The 19369-nt window shown below is 60.3% G+C and carries 16 protein-coding genes and 1 pseudogene; 11 read left to right on the top strand and 6 right to left on the bottom strand.

Features of this window, described 5'->3' with window-relative positions; translation table 11 throughout:
* The first annotated feature begins 3 nt into the window (after nt 1-3).
* The 3 genes from ACZ1HA_RS07445 to ntrX all read left to right on the top strand — a co-directional run bounded on the left by ACZ1HA_RS07445 (nt 4) and on the right by ntrX (nt 5137).
* Nucleotides 4-1368, top strand: a complete 1365-nt coding sequence (locus tag ACZ1HA_RS07445) for a response regulator (RefSeq protein WP_375227671.1) — start codon at nt 4-6, stop codon at nt 1366-1368.
* A gap of 102 nt (nt 1369-1470) precedes the next feature.
* Nucleotides 1471-3732, top strand: a complete 2262-nt coding sequence (locus ACZ1HA_RS07440; protein WP_472713440.1) for a sensor histidine kinase NtrY-like — start codon at nt 1471-1473, stop codon at nt 3730-3732.
* Nucleotides 3725-5137 (top strand): nitrogen assimilation response regulator NtrX, encoded by a 1413-nt coding sequence (gene ntrX, locus ACZ1HA_RS07435; protein WP_472713439.1) that lies wholly within the window; start codon nt 3725-3727, stop codon nt 5135-5137. The genes ACZ1HA_RS07440 and ntrX overlap by 8 nt, the downstream gene beginning before the upstream one ends.
* 5 nt (nt 5138-5142) lie before the next feature.
* Here the strand turns inward: ntrX and ACZ1HA_RS07430 are convergent, their stop codons facing one another.
* On the bottom strand, nt 5143-6171 hold the full coding sequence (locus tag ACZ1HA_RS07430) for a nuclear transport factor 2 family protein (RefSeq protein ID WP_472713438.1): 1029 nt from the start codon (nt 6169-6171) through the stop codon (nt 5143-5145).
* Nucleotides 6172-6223: 52 nt separating this feature from the next.
* On the bottom strand, nt 6224-6772 hold the full coding sequence (locus ACZ1HA_RS07425) for a hypothetical protein (protein ID WP_472713437.1): 549 nt from the start codon (nt 6770-6772) through the stop codon (nt 6224-6226).
* A gap of 36 nt (nt 6773-6808) precedes the next feature.
* On the opposite strand from ACZ1HA_RS07425, the gene trkA reads away from it, so the two are divergent.
* The 4 genes from trkA (at nt 6809) to hflX (ending at nt 11408) form a co-directional block, all read left to right on the top strand.
* The gene (gene trkA / locus ACZ1HA_RS07420; RefSeq protein ID WP_472713436.1) at nt 6809-8185 is read left to right on the top strand and encodes a Trk system potassium transporter TrkA; all 1377 of its coding nucleotides are present in this window, start codon (nt 6809-6811) and stop codon (nt 8183-8185) included.
* Nucleotides 8186-8188: 3 nt separating this feature from the next.
* On the top strand, nt 8189-9742 hold the full coding sequence (locus ACZ1HA_RS07415) for a TrkH family potassium uptake protein (protein WP_472713435.1): 1554 nt from the start codon (nt 8189-8191) through the stop codon (nt 9740-9742).
* 131 nt (nt 9743-9873) lie between these two features.
* The gene (gene hfq, locus ACZ1HA_RS07410) at nt 9874-10113 is read left to right on the top strand and encodes an RNA chaperone Hfq (protein ID WP_007119530.1); all 240 of its coding nucleotides are present in this window, start codon (nt 9874-9876) and stop codon (nt 10111-10113) included.
* Entirely contained in the window at nt 10110-11408 is a 1299-nt protein-coding gene (gene hflX, locus ACZ1HA_RS07405) for a GTPase HflX (protein ID WP_472713434.1), read from the top strand. The genes hfq and hflX overlap by 4 nt, the downstream gene beginning before the upstream one ends.
* 87 nt (nt 11409-11495) lie before the next feature.
* On the opposite strand, the gene ACZ1HA_RS07400 is transcribed toward hflX, so the two are convergent.
* Nucleotides 11496-12059, bottom strand: a complete 564-nt coding sequence (locus ACZ1HA_RS07400; protein ID WP_472713433.1) for a pseudouridine synthase — start codon at nt 12057-12059, stop codon at nt 11496-11498.
* A pseudogene (locus ACZ1HA_RS07395) lies at nt 12060-14529 on the bottom strand (penicillin acylase family protein). It lies immediately after the preceding gene.
* 100 nt (nt 14530-14629) lie between these two features.
* On the opposite strand from ACZ1HA_RS07395, the gene ACZ1HA_RS07390 reads away from it, so the two are divergent.
* From ACZ1HA_RS07390 to ACZ1HA_RS07380, 3 genes are all read left to right on the top strand, one after another.
* A complete protein-coding gene (locus tag ACZ1HA_RS07390) occupies nt 14630-15502 on the top strand; it encodes an NAD(P)-dependent oxidoreductase (protein WP_472713432.1) in 873 nt (290 codons plus the stop codon).
* 335 nt (nt 15503-15837) lie between these two features.
* Nucleotides 15838-16116: a PAS domain-containing protein gene (locus ACZ1HA_RS07385; protein ID WP_472715301.1), complete on the top strand. Its 279-nt coding sequence runs from the start codon at nt 15838-15840 to the stop codon at nt 16114-16116.
* Nucleotides 16077-16937, top strand: coding sequence for a hypothetical protein (locus tag ACZ1HA_RS07380; RefSeq protein WP_472713431.1), 861 nt, complete (start codon nt 16077-16079; stop codon nt 16935-16937). The genes ACZ1HA_RS07385 and ACZ1HA_RS07380 overlap by 40 nt, the downstream gene beginning before the upstream one ends.
* Before the next feature lie 90 nt (nt 16938-17027).
* Here the strand turns inward: ACZ1HA_RS07380 and ACZ1HA_RS07375 are convergent, their stop codons facing one another.
* Nucleotides 17028-17594 (bottom strand): lipid-binding SYLF domain-containing protein, encoded by a 567-nt coding sequence (locus tag ACZ1HA_RS07375; RefSeq protein ID WP_375227680.1) that lies wholly within the window; start codon nt 17592-17594, stop codon nt 17028-17030.
* A 105-nt stretch (nt 17595-17699) separates the two neighbouring features.
* On the bottom strand, nt 17700-18704 hold the full coding sequence (gene hemB, locus ACZ1HA_RS07370; protein ID WP_436399358.1) for a porphobilinogen synthase: 1005 nt from the start codon (nt 18702-18704) through the stop codon (nt 17700-17702).
* A 121-nt stretch (nt 18705-18825) separates the two neighbouring features.
* On the opposite strand from hemB, the gene ACZ1HA_RS07365 reads away from it, so the two are divergent.
* Nucleotides 18826-19353, top strand: a complete 528-nt coding sequence (locus tag ACZ1HA_RS07365; protein WP_375227682.1) for a component of SufBCD complex — start codon at nt 18826-18828, stop codon at nt 19351-19353.
* Nucleotides 19354-19369 lie beyond the last annotated feature (16 nt).

Genomic DNA, 19369 nt, shown 5'->3' with positions numbered 1-19369 from the left:
CAGATGGATGGTACCGTCCTGGTTGCCGATGACGACCGCACGATCCGCACAGTTCTGACCCAGGCCCTGACCCGCGCGGGCTGCCGGGTGCATGCGACCTCTAGTCTGACAACGCTGATGCGCTGGGTCAGCGAGGGCAAGGGCGACGTGGTTATCTCTGATGTCATGATGCCGGACGGTAACGGGTTGGAAATGCTGCCTAAAATCAGTGAGGACCGCCCGGGTCTGCCGGTCATTGTGATTTCGGCACAGAACACGATCATGACGGCGATCCAGGCCGCCGAGGCAGAGGCCTATGATTACCTGCCGAAACCGTTCGATCTGCCCGATCTGATGAAGCGCACCGCGCGTGCGCTTGAGACCCGTCAGCAGTCGAAACGCGCGCCGGCACCCGGCAATGAGCGCCCGGATGATCTGCCGCTTGTGGGCCGCACGGCAGTTATGCAGGCGCTTTACCGCATCGTGGCACGCGTGATGAATACCGATCTGCCGGTGCTGGTCTGGGGCGAATCCGGCACGGGCAAATCCCTGATCGCGCGGGCCATTCACGATTTTTCCGACCGGCGCAGCCTGCCGTTCGTCACCGCGACAGGCGCGGATCTGCAGGAGCTCGAAGGACCGGCCCGGCTGCTGGCGCGCGTCAAGGGGGGCACGCTGCTGATCGACGAAATCGGCGACCTGTCCGAAGAGCTCCAGGCGCGCGTGGTCCGGATGATGGACACGCCCGGTGAATATGCGCCCCGGTTTCTCGCCACCAGCCAGAGTGATCTGAACGCTGCGATGGAAAAGGGCGAAATGCGCAAGGACCTTTATTACAGGCTCAGCGGCGCGACGTTGATGGTGCCGGCGTTGCGGGAGCGGGTAGATGATATTCCGCTGCTGGCAGAGCACTTTCTGGCCCGTGCAGAGGCCGCCGGGGCCGCCGCACGCAGTCTGTCTGAGGCAGCGGCTGAGATTTTCCGCAACTATTCCTGGCCGGGCAACGTACGCCAGCTGGAGAACGCGATCCGCCGGCTGGGTCTTACCAGCCGCGCGGCTGAGATCACAGCGTCAGAAGTGGAGCAGGTGCTCGGCGCGCAGCCGGACCTTGAACCCATGCGGGCCGCGGGCAATACCGAAAAACTGGGTGCATCGGTAGAGCGCCACCTGCGGCGTTACTTCGACCTGCACGGTAATATGCTCCCGCCTGCCGGGCTTTATTCCCGTATTCTGCGCGAGGTGGAGGCACCTTTGATCGAAATTGCCCTCGAGGCGACCGGCGGAAATCAGGCCAAATGCGCCGATCTGCTGGGGATCAACCGGAATACGCTGCGGAAAAAGATCACTGATCTCGATATTGAGGTGACACGCCGCCGTAAATTGATGTAAAACCGCAACACAAACCGTGGCACATGGGGGACACCTCTCGTGGAGACCACAAAATAGAGCGGTCTGGTGCCAGGTGCGCCACATCATAGGTGAGGATATCGGGTGGCATCCCGTGTGGAAAAGTCACTGCGACTGCGGTTGGGGCGTCTGCGCCGCTTAAGGCGTGTGCGCAATGTGGCCACGCTGGGTCTTGTTGTGCTGGGCCCGGTTCTGGCACTGGCCACCTATCTCATTCTGGGCCCTCTGGGCGAGGCCAGCACAACGCTGAGCCTGCGGCTGATTCTGCTGGCAGATCTCGTTTATATTCTTGTGGTTGCGGCGCTTGTGCTGGCGCAGGTCGGGCGGCTGATCGCGGCACGGCGGGCCAAATCAGCGGGGTCGCGGCTGCACCTGCGCCTGACCGGCGTTTTCGCCTCTCTCGCTCTTATTCCGACTGTCACGGTCGCCATCTTTTCAGGTCTGACGGTGAATGTTGGCCTTGAGGGGTGGTTTTCCGACCGTGTACGCGAGGTTGTCGGCAATTCTCTGGCTGCGGCACAGGCCTATGAGGACGAACAGCGCGAGGACCTGGCAGAAGATGCCCTGGCACTGGCCGAATCCATTGATGAGGCGCGCAGAGCCGGAATTCTGATTTCGGACAGCGATCTGCTGAGCGAAGGTCAGCGGCAGATCCAGCGGGGCCTTCGCGAGGCCTATATGATCGACGGGACACGCGAATTGCGTGCCCGTGGTGAGCGGTCATACCTGTTCAACTATGAAGAACCGACGGCCACTCATATCCGAGACGCCCAGCAGAATGAAGTTGTGATCATCGAGGACTGGCCAAACAACGAGTTCCGCGCGCTGGTTATGCTGACTGCCTTTACCGACCGATATCTGTATGTGAGCCGCGACGTTGATGGCGAAATCCTTTCGCTCATAGATGAAACCCAGGAAACGGTGCGTCTTTATCAGCAACTGGAAAATGATCGCGGACGGCTGCTTTTTGACTTCGGGCTTCTCTATCTTGCCTTTGCGCTCATCCTGATCTTGGCGGCGGTCTGGCTGGGGCTGTGGTTCGCGGAGCGACTGTCCGGTCCTGTGGGCCGGCTGACCGGCGCGGCGCAGCAGGTTGGTGCCGGGGACCTGGACGTTCAGGTGCGCGAAGAAGTCGGCGACGACGAGATTGCCATGCTGGGTCGCTATTTCAACCAGATGACCCGCCAGCTGAAGGTGCAGCGCGAGACGCTGATGGACAATACCCAGCAGATCGAGCGCCGCCGCAGGCTGTTTGATTCGGTTCTGAGCTCTGTGACATCAGGTGTAGTCGGTCTGGACCCTGATGGCCGGATTACATTTGTGAACCGCAGTGCCGAACGGTTGCTGGACTGGAACGGTGACCGTCAGACTGTTGCTCTTTCGGTGGCCGTGCCGGAGTTCGGCCCTCTGTTCGAAACCCTCAAGAAAGCGCCGGAGGAGGTGGCACAGGGCGAGGTCAAGGTCAGCCGCCAGGGGCGGCGCGAAAACCTTCTTGTCCGGATGGCCACCCGGCGCAGCGAAGACGGCAGGCTCGAAGGATACGTTGTGGCGTTTGATGACGTCACCGATCTGGTCAGCGCCCAGCGGATGGCGGCCTGGGGCGATGTGGCCCGCCGCATTGCGCATGAGATCAAAAACCCGCTTACGCCCATTCAGCTGTCTGCAGAACGCATCAAACGCAAGTTTGCCTCCCGCGTGGGCGAGGACAGCGATGCGCTGGAGCAGATGACCGGAGTGATTGTGCGGCAGACCGGCGATCTGCGCAGAATTGTGGATGAGTTCTCCAAATTTGCCCGAATGCCCGAACCAGACCGCAAACCGCTTGATCTGAAACAACTGGTCCGCGATGCGGTTCTGCTGCAGCAGACAGGCCAGCCGGATGTGCGTATTACTGCGTCGCTGCCCGATGATGCTGTTGAGGCGGAACTGGACGGCACAATGATCAGCCAGGCGCTGACAAACCTGATCAAGAACGCCGGGGAAGCCATTGATAGCCTGAAGGAAAAAGGCACACCGGAAGGTCATGATCCGCGGATCCGGGTGGAAATGGCGCTGCTGCCCGGCCGTGCCCGCGTGACCGTTGCCGACAACGGGATCGGCCTGCCCGAGGACCGTGCCCGGCTGTTCGAACCCTATGTGACGACGCGCAGCGAAGGCACGGGCCTGGGTCTGCCGATCGTCAAAAAGATTATTGAGGAGCACGGCGGCAGCCTCTTGCTTGAAGATGCGCCCGTGTTCGACGGGCAAACCCATTCCGGTGCAATGGCGGTAATAACACTGCCCTGCCTGACAACTGATGCACCGCAAAAAGAAACGACTCAGGAAGGAACCGAAACCAATGAGTGATATTCTGATTGTTGATGACGAACGCGACATCCGCGAGCTGATCTCTGACATCCTGAAGGACGAGGGGTTCGCGACGCGGCTGGCGGGGAATTCGGACGACGCGATGGCTGCCATCAATGGCGAGCCACCCGCGCTGATCATTCTGGATATCTGGCTGAAGGACAGCCGGATGGATGGTATTGATATCCTCAAAGCCGTGCGCCGCGATAATCCGGATGTGCCGGTGGTGATCATTTCTGGCCATGGCAACATCGAAATCGCCGTGGCTGCGATCAAACAGGGTGCCTACGACTTTATCGAAAAGCCTTTCAACATTGACCAGTTGCTGGTCGTGATCCGGCGCGCCATGGAGACCTCCCGGTTGCGGCGCGAAAACCAGAGCCTGCGCCGCCGTGACGATACGCGCTCTGAGATGATCGGCAGTTCACCGTCGTTCCGCACGCTCGTCAGCAATCTCGACAAGGTGACCAAATCGAACGGACGCGTGATGCTGACCGGACCTGCGGGCAGCGGCAAAGAGGTTGCGGCCCGGTATATTCACGCCAATTCCAACCGCGCGGATGGTCCTTTTGTGACCGTCAATTGTGCCGGCGTCGCCCCCGACCGGATGGAAGAGGTGCTGTTCGGGCGGGAAACACCGGAGCGCGGTGTGGAACCGGGTCTGCTGGAAGAGGCCCATGGCGGGATCATCTATTTCGATGAGGTCGCCGACATGCCGATCGGTACCCAGTCGAAAATCCTGCGCGTGCTCGTGGATCAGCAGTTCCAGCGGGTAGGTGGCAATGACAAGGTGCGGGTGGACCTGCGGGTGATTTCCTCGACGAACCGGGATCTTGAGGAAGCCATTGAGGCAGGAACCTTCCGCGAGGAGCTTTACCACCGGCTGAACGTGGTGCCGATCCGGGTGCCAGCGCTCGAAGAGCGGCGCGAGGACATTCCGGAACTCGCACGTCATTTCATCGCCGAGATGAACACATCGCAGGGTCTGCCGCTGCGGGAGCTTACCGATGATGCCGTGGCGCTGATGCAGACGATGGTCTGGCCCGGAAATGTCCGGCAGCTGAAAAACCTGATCGAACGTGTGCTGATACTGGGCGACGGTAACGGCGAGATCGAGGCGCGGGAACTGCCGGGCAACGAGGAGGGCGGCGGTGATCAGAACCGGGTTGTTCTGTCCGGAGCACTGGCCACTCTGGCACTGCGCGAAGCGCGCGAAGCCTTTGAGCGTGAATATCTGCTGACGCAGATCAACCGGTTTGGCGGCAATATTTCCCGCACCGCCAACTTTGTCGGCATGGAACGCTCCGCGCTTCACCGCAAACTCAAGTCGCTGGGTGTTGTGACCTCAGCGAAATCAGGTGCACGCGTGGCACAGCTGGACGAGGAACCCGAAACGGCGGACTGATGCGGTCAGGCGCTGATTTCGGCCAGGATGTCATGTCCCTGCATTTTGAGGAAATGCAGAATGTCGATGAAAATCCAGTTCTCCGCCAGGCGGTCTCCGTCCCGCCGGTAAATGTCGACCACACGCATATCCGCGCGTGCGTCTGAGGCCGGGAACCCCATAAATGTCCCGCTGTTGGTCAGCGTCAGGTTCGGCCATCCAAAGAAGCCGCCATAGTTCCCTTCGGCCATCCGGCACAGGTGCCCGTTAAAGGCGCGGTCACTGATGTGGGTGCGGAACGGGCCCTGGTGCTGTTCGATATACCGGTCGATCGTATAGGTTGCGCCGATGCCCGCGGGCCCCCACCACAGCATGTCCGCGTTCCAGTCAATGGCCAGCTCGTCCCGCGGATGCAGCGGGTCTGAAGATGCATTGGCCTCATCAATACTGCCGATCATATTGTTGATCCGCGCAAGGGTGATTTCTGATGCCTCCGGATCGCCGGCCGTGAACTGCAAACCGTCATGCGTCAGGGGTCCGGGCTGGATCAGATGCGCACCCGTCTGCTCGGTACGCAGGGGGTTCAGCCCTGCCTGCAGCATAAGGTGGATCAGATCCACAAAAAGCGCCGATTCCACGATCTGGCCGTCCCGCACCTTGTGAAACTCCGCATAGCGCAGCATGGCGATTTTACGGGTGGGCGGGATGCCCAGAAACGCCGCATCAAAGAGCCCCATCAGATGGCCCATCGAACAGATCCACTGGCCCTGAAACCCGTCAATTTCATTCAGACCGGCGAAAAAGATATCCTCGCGCCGCTGCACGCTGCTGAAAGCGCTCAGAAAGGGCTGCCAGAACGTCTGCGCGATCGCTGAGGGGCCGGTCTGCTCGTGGAACGGATGCATGCCGTACCAGTGGCAATCCGCGCTCATGTAGCGCGACAGCACCTCTGCCATACCGGCAGCGTCTGCACCGGCCATATCGGCATAAAGACTGCGGACCAGCGCTTTGGCTGGCTGCAGATCGGGCGAAATACGGGGAATCGAAACACTCATGCGCAATGAGTAGAAAGCCGTATCCCCCGGTGCCAGCGCAAAAGCGACAAAATCAGCCCGGGGTGTTCAGAATCTGCCAGGTTTTGTCTTTGTTCCGCGAAATACAGCTGTCGGCGGTGAGTGGCGGCAGCACGCGGGTCACGGCGGGTATCGCATTACGCATCACATCTGCCGGACAGCGCGGGATGCTGACCTGGTTGTACCCGCGCGCGGTCATGCACTGGTCGGTGACGCGTGCACGCAGCCCTGCGTTGACATCCACGGTGTAAACCGCCCCAGGCTCAAAGAACCCGCCGCGGGTATAACAGGACCCGTCATGGTGGCAGATGCGTCGGGCCGGGTAGTATTGCGGCGGTTCGCGGCGCACCTGGTTGGACACCGGAACGTTCTGTGCTGCGCTGACCTGACAGCTCAGAAGGTCGCTTTCCAGCCGCGAAACCTCGGCGCCGGCGTCATAGTACATGGTCACCGGGGCACAGGAGGCCACCAGCGACAGGCATGTCAGGAACCGCAGGGCAGGCAGAAACTGTTTCATACCCGTATATTGCATGGCCCGGGCAGGCGGGACAATTGAATTGACCGCCTCAGAGCCATCTGCCATTCAGAAGGTCCGGAAATGCTCTGAAGGACGCAAAGCATGAAGGTCATCATCTGCGGTGCCGGCCAGGTTGGCTGGCAGATCGCGCGGCATCTGTCCGGTGAACGCAATGACGTCACCGTGGTCGACAACAACCCAGATCTCGTGCGCCGGGCAACGGATTCCCTTGATGTTCAGGGCATTGCGGGGTTTGCCAGTTATCCCGACGTGCTGGACAGGGCAGGGGCGCGGGATGCGGAGATGATCATCGCGGCGACCCATTCGGACGAGGTCAATATGGTGACCTGCCAGGTGGCGCATTCGGTTTTCGGGATTAACCGGAAAATCGCGCGCCTGCGCAGCCAGTCCTATCTGGATGCCATCTATTCCGATCTTTACCGCCGCGATCACATGCCGATTGACGTGGTGATCAGCCCCGAAAAGGAAGTGGCAGCAGCAGCATTGCAGCGGCTCTCTGCGCCCGCGGCCTTTGACACAGAAGTCTTTATGGAGGGCAAGGCGCATCTGCTTGGCATCAGTCTTGATGAAAGCTGTCCGGTGCTGAACACCTCTCTGCGTCAGCTGACGGATCTTTTTTCGACGCTGCGCGCTGTTGTCGTCGGTGTCCGGCGCGAGGGCACGCTTTTTGCACCTGAGGCGAAGGATCAGCTTTTTGCGGGCGACGAATGCTACATCTTCACCCATGTGGATGATATCCCGCGCACGATGGAGATCTTCGGCAAGAAGCAATCCAAGCAGGAACGCGTGGTGCTGGTGGGCGGCGGCAATGTCGGTCTGACCGTTGCGCGCACACTGGAAAAGCGTGTTGCGCGGGTGCGCACCAAAGTCATCGAAAAGAGCCGCCATTGTGCGGAACGTGCTGCCGAAGCGCTGGAACGCACGATCGTGCTGAACGGGGACGGGCTGGATTCCGGGCTGCTGGCCGAAGCAGGCATTGCGCGTGCGGATGCAATGCTGGCGGTGACCGACGACGATAAAACCAATATGCTGGCCTGTGTGCGCGCCAAGGCCGAAGGCTGTGCTTATGTGATCGCGCTGATCAATGACCCGACGCTGGTGCCGCTGATGGGGCCACTGGGGATCAACGCCTATATCAACCCGCGTGCGACAACTGTGTCGTCGATCCTGCGACATATCCGGCATGGCCGCGTGCGTGCCGTCTATTCCATCGGCGACGCCGAGGCCGAGGTGATCGAAGCCGAAGTGCTGTCAACTTCGCCTCTTGCGGGTCGGAAAATCTCGGAAATTGATTTCCCCGAAGGCGTGCTGGTCGGCGCTCTGCGCAAAGGGGACGAAGTGATCCGGCCGGTGGGCAGCACCCGTATCAGCGAAGGTGACGTGATTGCTATTTTTGCCCTGACAGAAGACGTGCCGGAAGTGGAACGTCTGATGCAGGTCTCTATCGACTTCTTCTGATCCATGGCCCGCGCACGACAAAGCCCCGGGCGCAGATCGGCACTTGAACAGCTGCTGCAGATGCCGCTCTTTCTGCTGATCTTTGGGGTGGCTTCTGTCTCTATGCTGGTGCCGGCGCTGCATGGTGGTGCGATCCGCGAACTGGCAACCGCACGTGCGTTTTTCTACAGCAGTCTGCTGGGGCTGATCATCTTCGGTATGGTCGCCACAGCTCACGCCGGGCGCAGACCGCGCCATGGTACGCTGGGTACGCTTTTGTCACTCTTTTCAACATTTGTGTTCCTGCCGGTTTTTCTGGCGGTTCCATTCTTTGAGGGGCTGGGGACTACCACTTTTATCAATGCCTATGTCGAGATGGTCAGTGCCGTCACAACCACCGGTGCCACGCTTTTTGACCGGCCCGCGCGGCTGAACGATACGCTGCACCTTTGGCGGGCGCAGGTCGGCTGGATGGGCGGGATCACCATGTGGATCGCCGCATCGGCCATTCTGGCCCCGCTGAACCTCGGCGGATTTGAAGTGACGGCCCAGGCTGAACCCGGGCAACGCGAAAGCCAGAGCACCATTTACGGCCGCACGAACCCACGGGACCGCCTGTTGCGTGTGGTCTCAACCCTTGTGCCCATCTATGTCGGGCTGACGCTGCTGCTGTGGATACTTCTCTTTGTGAGCGGCGACCGGCCGCTCGTGGCGCTCACACATGCAATGTCGGTCATGGCGACCTCGGGTATTTCGGCGGTGGGCGGTGTCGGCGAGAACGGGTCCGGCTTTACCGGCGAGATCCTGATGCTGCTCTTTATGCTGTTTGCACTGTCACGGCTGACGTTTTCGTCCGACACCATTACGGCGACGCAGGGCGGTCTGAGCACGGATCCGGAATTCCGGCTTGGGCTGGCGATTGTCCTCGGCGTGCCCCTTGTCATTTTCCTGCGTCACTGGATCGGGGCGCTGGATTTCGAGACGGGTGAGGAGCTGCAGGCGGCGATCCGCGCATTTTGGGGGGCGCTCTTCACTGTGATGTCCTTCCTGACAACCACCGGTTTTGCGAGCGCAGGCTGGTCAGAGGCCCAGGCCTGGTCCGGACTGCAGACACCCGGCCTGATCCTGATGGGGCTCGCGCTCATTGGAGGCGGGGTCGCGACCACTGCCGGAGGTGTCAAACTGCTGCGGGTCTTCGCACTCTATCTGAACGGGCGGCGGGAACTGGAAAAGCTCGTGCATCCGTCCTCTGTGAGCCGCGCAGGCCGGGAAAGCCGCCGCATTCAGCGAAACGGCGCCTTCATTGCATGGATTTTCTTCATGCTTTTTGCGCTAACGCTGGCCGCAATCACCATGCTGCTTGCCCTGCTGGGAGTGGACTTTGAGGATGCGATGGTGCTGGCCGTGGCGGGATTGTCGACCACCGGGCCGCTCATCTCATTTGCCGCCGAAGACCCTATCGCTCTGGTTGAACTCAGCGGCGGCGCCAAGGCGGTTTTCTGCGCGGCAATGGTGCTTGGCCGGCTGGAAACCCTTGCCATTATTGCGCTTTTGACGCCCGATCTCTGGCGCGGCTGACCTGCCCGCGGGAATAGGTCCGTAACGGACTGTTTTTTGGGGTGGAATCTCGGCGCTGTCCCCTTCATACTCTGCCCGGAGGGAGAGGGTCCGGTCCGCGGTCCCCGGCAAGAAAAAAGGCGAATACCAGAATGGCGTCGGACAGACAGAATCTTCAGGATGCGTTCCTGAATCACGTGCGTAAAACCAAAGTGCCCGTTACGATCTTTCTGATCAACGGGGTGAAACTGCAGGGTGTGATCACCTGGTTTGATAATTTCTGTGTATTGCTGCGTCGCGATGGCCAGTCCCAGCTGGTGTACAAACACGCCATTTCGACAATCATGCCAAGTCAGCCGATCAGCCTTTATGAGGGCGAAGACGCTTCTTGAGCCGTCCCACATTTCAGATCGACAATACCGCTGGTCCGAAGGCGACCCGCGCCTGGGTGCTGCATCCTGACATCCGTTCGGATGCTGAGCGCCGTATGCCGGAGTACGCCCTCGAAGAGGCGGTATCGCTCGCACGTGCGCTGCCGGAACTCGAAGTGATCGGTGCCGATATCGTGCCGCTCAAAACCGTGCGGGCTGGCATGCTGTTCGGGTCCGGCAAGATCGACGAACTCAAGGCCTGCTTTGAAGCGGCAGAGATTGATCTCGTGCTGGTAGACGGCCCTGTCAGCCCTGTGCAGCAGCGAAACCTCGAAAAAGCCTGGGGGCTCAAACTGCTCGACCGGACCGGGCTGATCCTGGAGATTTTCAGCGACCGCGCCGCGACCCGTGAAGGTGTGCTGCAGGTCGAGATGGCAGCGCTCAGCTATCAGCGCACGCGGCTGGTGCGGGCCTGGACCCACCTTGAACGCCAGCGGGGTGGTCTCGGGTTTGTGGGTGGCCCGGGGGAGACGCAGATCGAGGCGGACAGGCGTGCCATCGACGAACAGCTTGTGCGGCTGCGCCGCCAGCTCGACAAGGTGGTAAAGACCCGCGCACTGCACCGGGCCGCCCGCGCCAAGGTACCGTATCCGATTGTGGCGCTTGTCGGCTACACCAATGCGGGTAAATCGACGCTCTTTAACCGGCTGACCGGGGCCGAGGTCATGGCAAAGGATATGCTCTTTGCCACACTTGACCCGACCATGCGGCGGCTGCAGCTGCCCGAGGGACCGGAGGTGATCCTGTCGGACACGGTTGGATTTATTTCCGATCTGCCCACCGAACTGGTGGCCGCGTTCCGGGCGACACTCGAAGAGGTGCTGGCTGCAGACGTGATCTGTCACGTCCGGGATATCTCGCATCCGGAGACCGAAGAGCAGGCAGTGGATGTGCGGACCATCATGGCCTCCCTTGGCGTTGAGGACGACCGGCCGACCTTTGAGATCTGGAACAAGCTGGATCTTCTGCCGGAGAGCGAGGCGGATGCCATGCGCGCCCGCGCGGCACGGGACGAAAATGTGTTTGCCCTGTCCGCCCTGACGGGGGAAGGCATTGATCCGCTGCTTGAGGCCGTCACAACGCGTCTTGAAGGCGCACGCCAGACAGAAACCCTGTCGCTGGGCTTTGCGGATGGCAAGAAACGGGCCTGGCTTTTCCAGCAGGACATTGTGGAACGCGAAGAGCAGAACGAGACAGGTTTCGATATCACTGTGCGCTGGACGAGGGCGCAGCAGGATCAGTTCGCGCGGCTTTAAAGCGTCTGACGAAATACAGTATTGTTTAACGCTCTGAAGTCCCGGGTTTCAGGCAGCGTAAAGTGCTTCAGTCTTGCGTACGACGCTTCAGGGCCCGTCTGCATCTGCATACCGCCAGGCCCCCGGTGCCAGCCTGTTCAGCTGCCAGGTGCCGACCTGTACCCGGATCAGCCGCAGACAGGGCAGGCCCACATGGGCGGTCATGCGCCTTACCTGCCGGTTGCGCCCTTCGGTGATTGTGATGCGCAGCCAGTGATCCGGCACCGTTTTGCGGAACCGCACGGGCGGATCACGGGGCCAGAGCGGATCAGGCTCAGTAGTCTGCGTGACCTGAGCGGCGCGCGTCGGTCCGTCCTTCAGCGTGACCCCTCGCGCCAGTTGTGACACGGCATCCTCATCCGGGGCGCCCTCCACCTGCACAAGGTATGTTTTGGGCATCTTGTGCTTTGGACTGGCGATCCGCGCCTGCAGACGGCCATTGTCGGTCAGGACCATCAGACCTTCGCTGTCCCGGTCCAGCCGGCCGGCCGGATAAAACCCGGGCACGTCGATAAAACCCGAAAGTGTGGGGCGCGGTGAGCCTTCGGTGCCTTTGTCCGTGAACTGGGACAGGACACCAAAGGGTTTGTGAAACAGGATAACGCGGGCCATCTATTCCTGCGGGCGCAGAATGGTGACACCGACCGAGGCGGCGCGGGCCAGGTCCTCGTCAAGCGACATCGGTATGTATTCGCCCCGCCGCCACAGCTGCGCCATGTCATCGTAGTGCCGCGACAGAAAATGCCCGGACTGGCCGGTGGAGGTGATGAATACGGAACTGTCGGGATCGGCAAAATCGTAGACACCGCGATAGGCAGCCCCATGCACATTGTGGAACGGGTCCGGCCCGTTTCCGCCACGCGTCAGACCACGCTGCAGGGTGTTGTCACCGCCGTTTGTGGACTGGCGGATGTTCACGAAGAAGCGGAGCACTGGCACACCTCCCAGCACCTGATGGTCATGGGTCGCCTGATGCGCGTCGCCCCAGCGAAGGGTTTCCAGCGCCGGTCCCCAGTTTTCACTGATCCAGATCAGCGCGTCATCCAGCGCAAGCCGCGCCATGTCCGCACAGGTTTCTTCCGGCGCGGACTGGATCACATCGCACCAGACGGCTGCACCGTTCACATCGCGGAAGGCACGCTCGATAAAGAGCGGCTCCACATGGGTCAGTTCCCGCGCCAGTGGCCCCAGTTCGTCCTGAACCATGCGGGCCTGCAGACTGCGCAGCCAGGCCATGTAGATCAGCGGCTCAGGCATGTGTTCGTTCATTTCACCGGACCAGCTGGCCAGCAGGGTCAGGGCACGCTGGCGCTGGCGCAGCGGTGTGCCTTCGGGTGCGGCCTCGCCGGTGAACCACAGTTCTGCTCCGATCAGCGGCAGCAGGGACCGGGCGGTGAAACTCACATTGTCCAGCTGCGCCTCGATGAAGCTGTCACGCGTGTGGACCTGGCGGGCCTGCATCAGGCGCTGCCAGCGTTGCACACGCTGGGTGTCGCCCCAGACAAAGGACACGTGGTTCGGAAACGGCCTGTCCACGACCTTGTTGTTGGTGTTGCCCAGAATGCCGCCATTGGGTGCTGTAACCCGCGGGTTCGAGGCATAGGGCAGGCGGCCCTGCCAGCGGTTGGCGGCAATCCACCCCGGGCTGGGCATCCGACCCTGGCTCTGATGGTTCGCATCGCGCCGGGGCATGGCCCCGATCATTTTCATCGCAATTTCTTTGCGGTCCGCGAGGATCAGGTTCTGGGCCGGGGCCACAAAGCTTTCGGCAGCATCAATGCCTTCGCTCACGGATTTGGCGCGCATCAGCTCAAGTGCTGCGGCCATTGAAGTGTCATTGGGGCTGAGAACGGTCCAGGCGAGCGATGCCACATGGCCCGGAGGTGTGATGGTCGCCAGATTGTAATGCGTGCCGGGCAGGACAGGGCCGTTGTCGGTCCACCGCAGCGTGATCGTAACAGGCGTTTCATCTTTGATGTTGATGATCGAAGAGCGGGTATCAAACGCCTTGAAGCCGTCCGGGGTCCGGTATTCCTCGGGGTTGTCCGGGTTCAGCGCCTCGATATAGACGTCCTGATCGTCCATCCCGGCAGATGTAAGTCCCCAGCCAAGCTCCGCGCTCCGGCCTGTCAGAATAACCGGCATGCCTGGAATGGTGCCCCCGATTACGCCACCACTTTCCAGTTCCAGCCGCGCCAGATACCAGATTGCGGGCGCGGTAAAGCCCAGATGCGGGTCGTTCGCCAGCAGCGTACCACCGGCTGCAGACCGTGTCGGATCCGCAGCCCAGGCGTTTGACGCACCGGCCATCATCCGCCGTTTGAACGGCGACAGTGGATGATCATCATGGGGCAGGCTTTCTGCGAACCGGGGCGCTTCAGGGAAGAGCGCTGAATATTCCGGCAGCGCCACAACACCCGTGCCGGGCGCGTCAGGCAGGATGTCAGCCAGCCGGTCAGCATCCGGTACCGCAAGCGACATCCGGGCGCGCAGCACTTCGGCATCAAGGTGTCCTGACAGCTGCAGACCCATCAGTTTGATGATCGCAAGCAGAATCCGCTGGCCGCCAGGGGGCCATAGGTGCGTTAAAGAGGAACATCTCCGGTGCACCGCGCCCCAGAGCCTGCGCGTTTACCTGATCCAGCCGGACATTCACGCCAGTGGCATAGGCCCGCAACATGCGCATCGTGCGTTCGTTCTGGGCATCAACCGATGCCGTGGCGAGGGTGTAAAGATCCAGGCGGCGCAGTAGTTTGTCCACATTGAGCGTCGCGGTGCCGAATATTTCGGACAGCCGCCCCTGTGCGGTGCGCCGCATCATTGTCATCTGCCACAGACGGTCCTGCGCATGGGCAAAACCAAGGGCGTAAAAAACATCCTCGTCGGTGCTGCCGAAAATATGCGGCACGTTGGCGTTGTCGCGCACAATTTCGACCGGCGCGTTCAGGTAAGGCACCTCGATCACCGCGTCGTATTCCGGCAGTGACCGGGACGCGAGGTAGTACACCAGGCACACACCCAGAACCACCAGCGCAATCATCGCCCCCGCGAGACGCATCAGCCATTTGAAGATCAGAGCCATCTGCTGCCCCGTGAATATCCCGCCGGTTTGTTGACCCGGCGCATCTGACTGTTAGGTAGGACAGCAGCGTAACGCAACACCCAAAGGGAGGGATTGAAATATGGCCAGGGTAGCATTTCTGGGACTGGGCGTCATGGGCGGCCCGATGGCAGGACATCTTCAGAAGGCAGGCCATGAGGTCACAGTCTATAACCGCACCGCGGCGCGGGCGGAAAAATGGGTGGAAACCTACGGTGGGGCAATGGCGATCACCCCGCGTGAGGCAGCGGACGGCGCAGAATTCGTCATGGCCTGTGTCGGCAACGATGATGACCTGCGCAGCGTCTGTCTGGGCGATGACGGGGCCTTTGCAGGCATGGGGAGTGGCACGGTTTTTGTAGATCACACCACAGTGTCCGCCAAAGTGACCCGCGAACTTTTTGCAGCAGCCGGCGACAGTGGGGTCAGTTTTGTGGACGCGCCGATTTCCGGCGGTCAGGCTGGCGCGGAAAACGCTGCCCTGTCGATCATGTGTGGTGGTGAAGAAGCCGCCTATGACCGTGCGCTGCCGGTGATGGAAGTGTATTCCAAAATCTGCCGCCGCATAGGAGACAGCGGGGCAGGTCAGATGACCAAAATGTGCAATCAGATTGCCATTGCCGGTCTGGTTCAGGGCCTGAGCGAAGCGCTGCACTTTGCGGACAAAGCGGGCCTCGACGGTCGTGCAGTGGTTGAGGTGATCAGCCAGGGCGCCGCTGGGAGCTGGCAGATGTCGAACCGTTATGAGACGATGCTGGACGATCATTTCGACCACGGTTTCGCGACCGACTGGATGCGCAAGGACCTTGGCATCTGCCTGAGCACAGCGGATGAGACCGGTGCCAGCCTGCCGGTCACGGCACTGGTCGACCAATTCTATAAAGACGTGCAGAAAATGGGCGGCGGCCGCTGGGATACCTCCAGCCTGTTCAAGCGGCTGCAGGCGCTCGGTTGAGCCTGTTATTGGCTTCCTGAGCGGCGCGCTGATTTTCGGATGCAGAAAGAATCGGCACCGTAAAATTCGTTTACGGTGCCGTATGGCCTGCGAGTCTGCAGAATGCCCCCGGAACTCCAGCTCAAAAAAGTGGCGAGGAAGCCCGGCTGCGTTCTGTTTTTTAGGCAAGGGGTGGGGGCAGCACCACAAAAACCATGAAAAGCTGGTCTGGTTTACCAAACGGCAAAGATTTGGAAGCCACTTTTGAGGTCGAAACGATCCCGGAAGCAGAAGAACATGAACTCCAAAAACCAAATACTGAATTCAATGGAGTCTAAGGATTTACAGGCAGAAGAATTGTTTTTTCCCGGACTGACAAACGCGGCGTAATCAGGTTTTCCAATGAAACGTTCTGTCGCATCAGCGGATACGAATGGAAAGCACTGCGTGGAGCGCCCCACAAAATCATCAGGCATCCGAACATGCCGCGCGGTGTATTTCATCTTCTGTGGGAGTGCCTTGGACGGTCGACACCGGTCGGAGGTTATGTCCAGAACCTGAGCAAAGATGGAACGCATTACTGGGTTTTGCCGTCATGGTTCCGACAGATGACGGATATCTTTCCGTCAGGCTGAAACCCCTCGGACCAAGGCTGGCCCGAATTTCCAAACTGTATCTCGATCTGCGGCGCAGAGAACTCGACGACGATATTTCTCCGCAGAAAAGCGCGAATGCTCTGCTGGACGCGCTGAAAAAAGATGGGAGTAAATCTTACCAGCACTTTATGGTCACAGCTCTGAACGAAGAGATTGCGGCACGGCAGGAGGCACTGGGACTGGGACCGGACGCGTCACTTGGTTCACTGGAAAAGATGCTGGAAGCAGTGGCTCAGATCGAAGAAAACGCGCGAACGGTTGCCAGCATCTTTGAGGAAACCAAGCAGATCCCGCACAATATGAAACTGCAGGCACAAAGACTGGAAGGGCGCGACGGCCCCATCGGCGTCATTTCGGGTAATCACCAGGATATGATGCGCTCGCTCGAAGAGGCTGTGACAGGTTTTTCCCGAACGGCTCAGGAAAGCGCCGATCACATTGGTCAGGTTTGCTTCGTAACATCGACCACGCGTTTGCTGTCGGATATTCTGGATGGCTTTGACAATGAAGTGACGCCGGATGATGTCGACAAGAAGGCCGAGGAGGCCCGCCTCGAAAAACTGAAACGTGCATCCGGTGATGTGCTGGTAACGGGGCTGAAGGATCTGGCCAGGCGCAGCAAGCATTTCGCTGATCGCTGCCGCGATATCCGCCGGGTGATGTCCGGCCTCGAAATGACCCGCATTATGTGCAAAATCGAACGGGCCGGCCTGACAAGGGACGCGGACGGGCTGGACAGAATCCATTGCAGAACTGAACAGATGCGAAAGCGAGCTTTCAGCCGTCATTCTCAGGATTGAAGCGAGCGTTGCGTTTATTCAGGAAACGCAGGTTTCAGCGGATCCGCTCAAAGCGGCCTGAACCGCTGAAACACTGTCGCCGGAAGCCGCTCAGGGAATGATGCGCGTGTATTTGGTGCCCTGCAGTGTCGCGCCGACGCGCAGACCAGCACGCCCGAACACAGCAGCAATCACCGGTGTCAGGGCTGTTGTGGTATTGGCGCTCACGCCGTCTCCCTGATCGGAAACAACGTATTCAATGTCACCGCCGGCCGCCCAGCCGGAAGAGCGCCGGAAGTTCGCCAGCGCATCCTCGGTCATAAAGAACAGCACATGCGCATATTGCTGCGCGCCGATCTGCAGACCGCCGGTGATCTTGGTCGTCGAATAATAATCAACGGTGATCCCGTTGACCCGCAGCGCACCCTGACCATACGCGCCACCAAAGCCGAATCCGGCCTCTGTCACCAGCGGCATCACAAGGATACCATTGGCCTTGTCCGCAAGATTACGGGTGTTGGGGTAGCTCTGGTACATCTGTTCCAGCGTTGCATCCACGCGTGCGTCGATCTGGGCGCCACCGGGGGAGCCAATGCCGTTGCCGCATGCTGCGGTAACGGCCACACCGGCGAATGCACCTATGGTGAATACCCGCCGGGAAATTCCTGAACGTTTCATATGATTGCCTGTATTTTGTTGCCCGAACGCCGGTTTGCCCGGCTTATGCGCAAACATACGCCGATTGCGCGGCTCTGTCACCCCAAACTGCCGTGATTGCGCGGCTTATCGCTGTTTGGCCAGCAGGCGGGCGGCGGCCGGTGCGAAATAGGTCAGGATGCCGTCGCAGCCCGCGCGTTTAAAGGCCATCAGGCTTTCCATCATGACCTTTTCCCCATCGATCCAGCCATGTTCTGCCGCCGCCTGGATCATCGAGAATTCACCCGACACCTGATAGGCGTAGGTGGGCGCGCCAAAGGTGTCCTTCACCCGCCGGCAGATATCGAGATAGGGCAGCCCGGGCTTCACCATGACCATGTCCGCTCCCTCGCGCAGATCGCGTTCGATCAGCCGCAGCGCTTCGTCGGAATTCCCGGGATCCATCTGATAGGTTTTCTTGTCACCGGTCAGCGCGCCGGATGCGCCCACGGCGTCACGGAACGGCCCGTAAAAGGCCGAGGCGTACTTTGCCGAATAGCTCAGGATCATCACCCGCTGATGGCCCGCGGCCTCCAGCGCACTGCGCATCGCACCGATACGGCCGTCCATCATATCCGACGGGCCGATAATATCCGCACCGGCCTCGGCCTGGGCGAGCGTCATTTTCACCAGCGCCTCAACTGTGCGGTCATTGACGATCTCGCCGTCTTCGACAAAGCCGTCGTGCCCGTTGATATTGTAGGTATCCAGTGCGACGTCGGTCATCACCGCAATTTCCGGCACCGCCTTTTTGATCGCCCGGATGGCGCGGTTTGCGTGGTTTTCAGGGTCCCAGGCGCCGGCACAATCCTCGGTCCGTTCCTCAATGCCCGTGTAGGGAAAAATGCAGATCGCCGGAATGCCCAGATCCGCCGCCTCGCGCGCCGCCTCAACAATCCTGTCGACAGAGCGCCGGAAAACGCCCGGCATCGAGGGCACCGGTTCCTCAATACCATCGCCGGACCGCACAAAGACCGGCCATATGAAATCATCCACGCTCAGCGTGTTTTCACGCGTCAGAGCGCGCAGCGCAGGTGACTGGCGGGACCGGCGCAGACGGGTCGCCGGAAAAGAAGCCTGTGTGGGTCGCATGTGGGAGGTGTCCAATTTCTGTTACACCTGAGATTTGCACGTATTTTTACCCAAGCCAAGGCTAGGATTCGTCACAAAGCGCAGCTAAGACACTCGAAACCTGCAACCAAAGCACGCGCCCTTGGATTTCTATTCTTCCGTTTTTGAACTGATCGACATGCGGTCTTTCTCGAACCTCTGGTTCTGGATCGCACTTGCCGTGATGTGGTCCACGGCCAGCCACTGGGTTCTGGGCGTGCCTTTTGACATGGTGCAGCGCGCGCGCCGTCATGGCGGGCAGTCCGAACAGGATCTTGAGGATCTCGTCCGCATCAATACCAACCGTCTGCTGTTCATCGCGCGGGTTTCCGGCCTCTGGCTGCTGACGCTGGGGTGTTTTCTGCTGACGATGCTGGGTGGACTTGGTTTCTTTTACGGGCTGGAAATCGCCCAGGCGCTGTTTCTGCTGGGGCTGCCGATGTCTGTCATTGCGCTGATCTCGCTGTCGACGGCGCGCCTTATTCAGGCAGAAGATGCGAGCGGCGAGCTCTTGTGCCGGCGGCTCACACGGCACAGGCTTTACGTCCAGATGATCGGGGTGGTGTCAATTTTTGTCACTGCGCTGTGGGGAATGTACCAAAACCTCTCTGCGGGCGTTCTGGGCGGTTGACACCAGCGCCTGATGG

This window comes from Roseobacter sp. S87, assembly GCF_055693285.1.
Note: the sequence above shows the minus strand (reverse complement) of the source record. Positions and strands in the feature narration are given on the sequence as shown.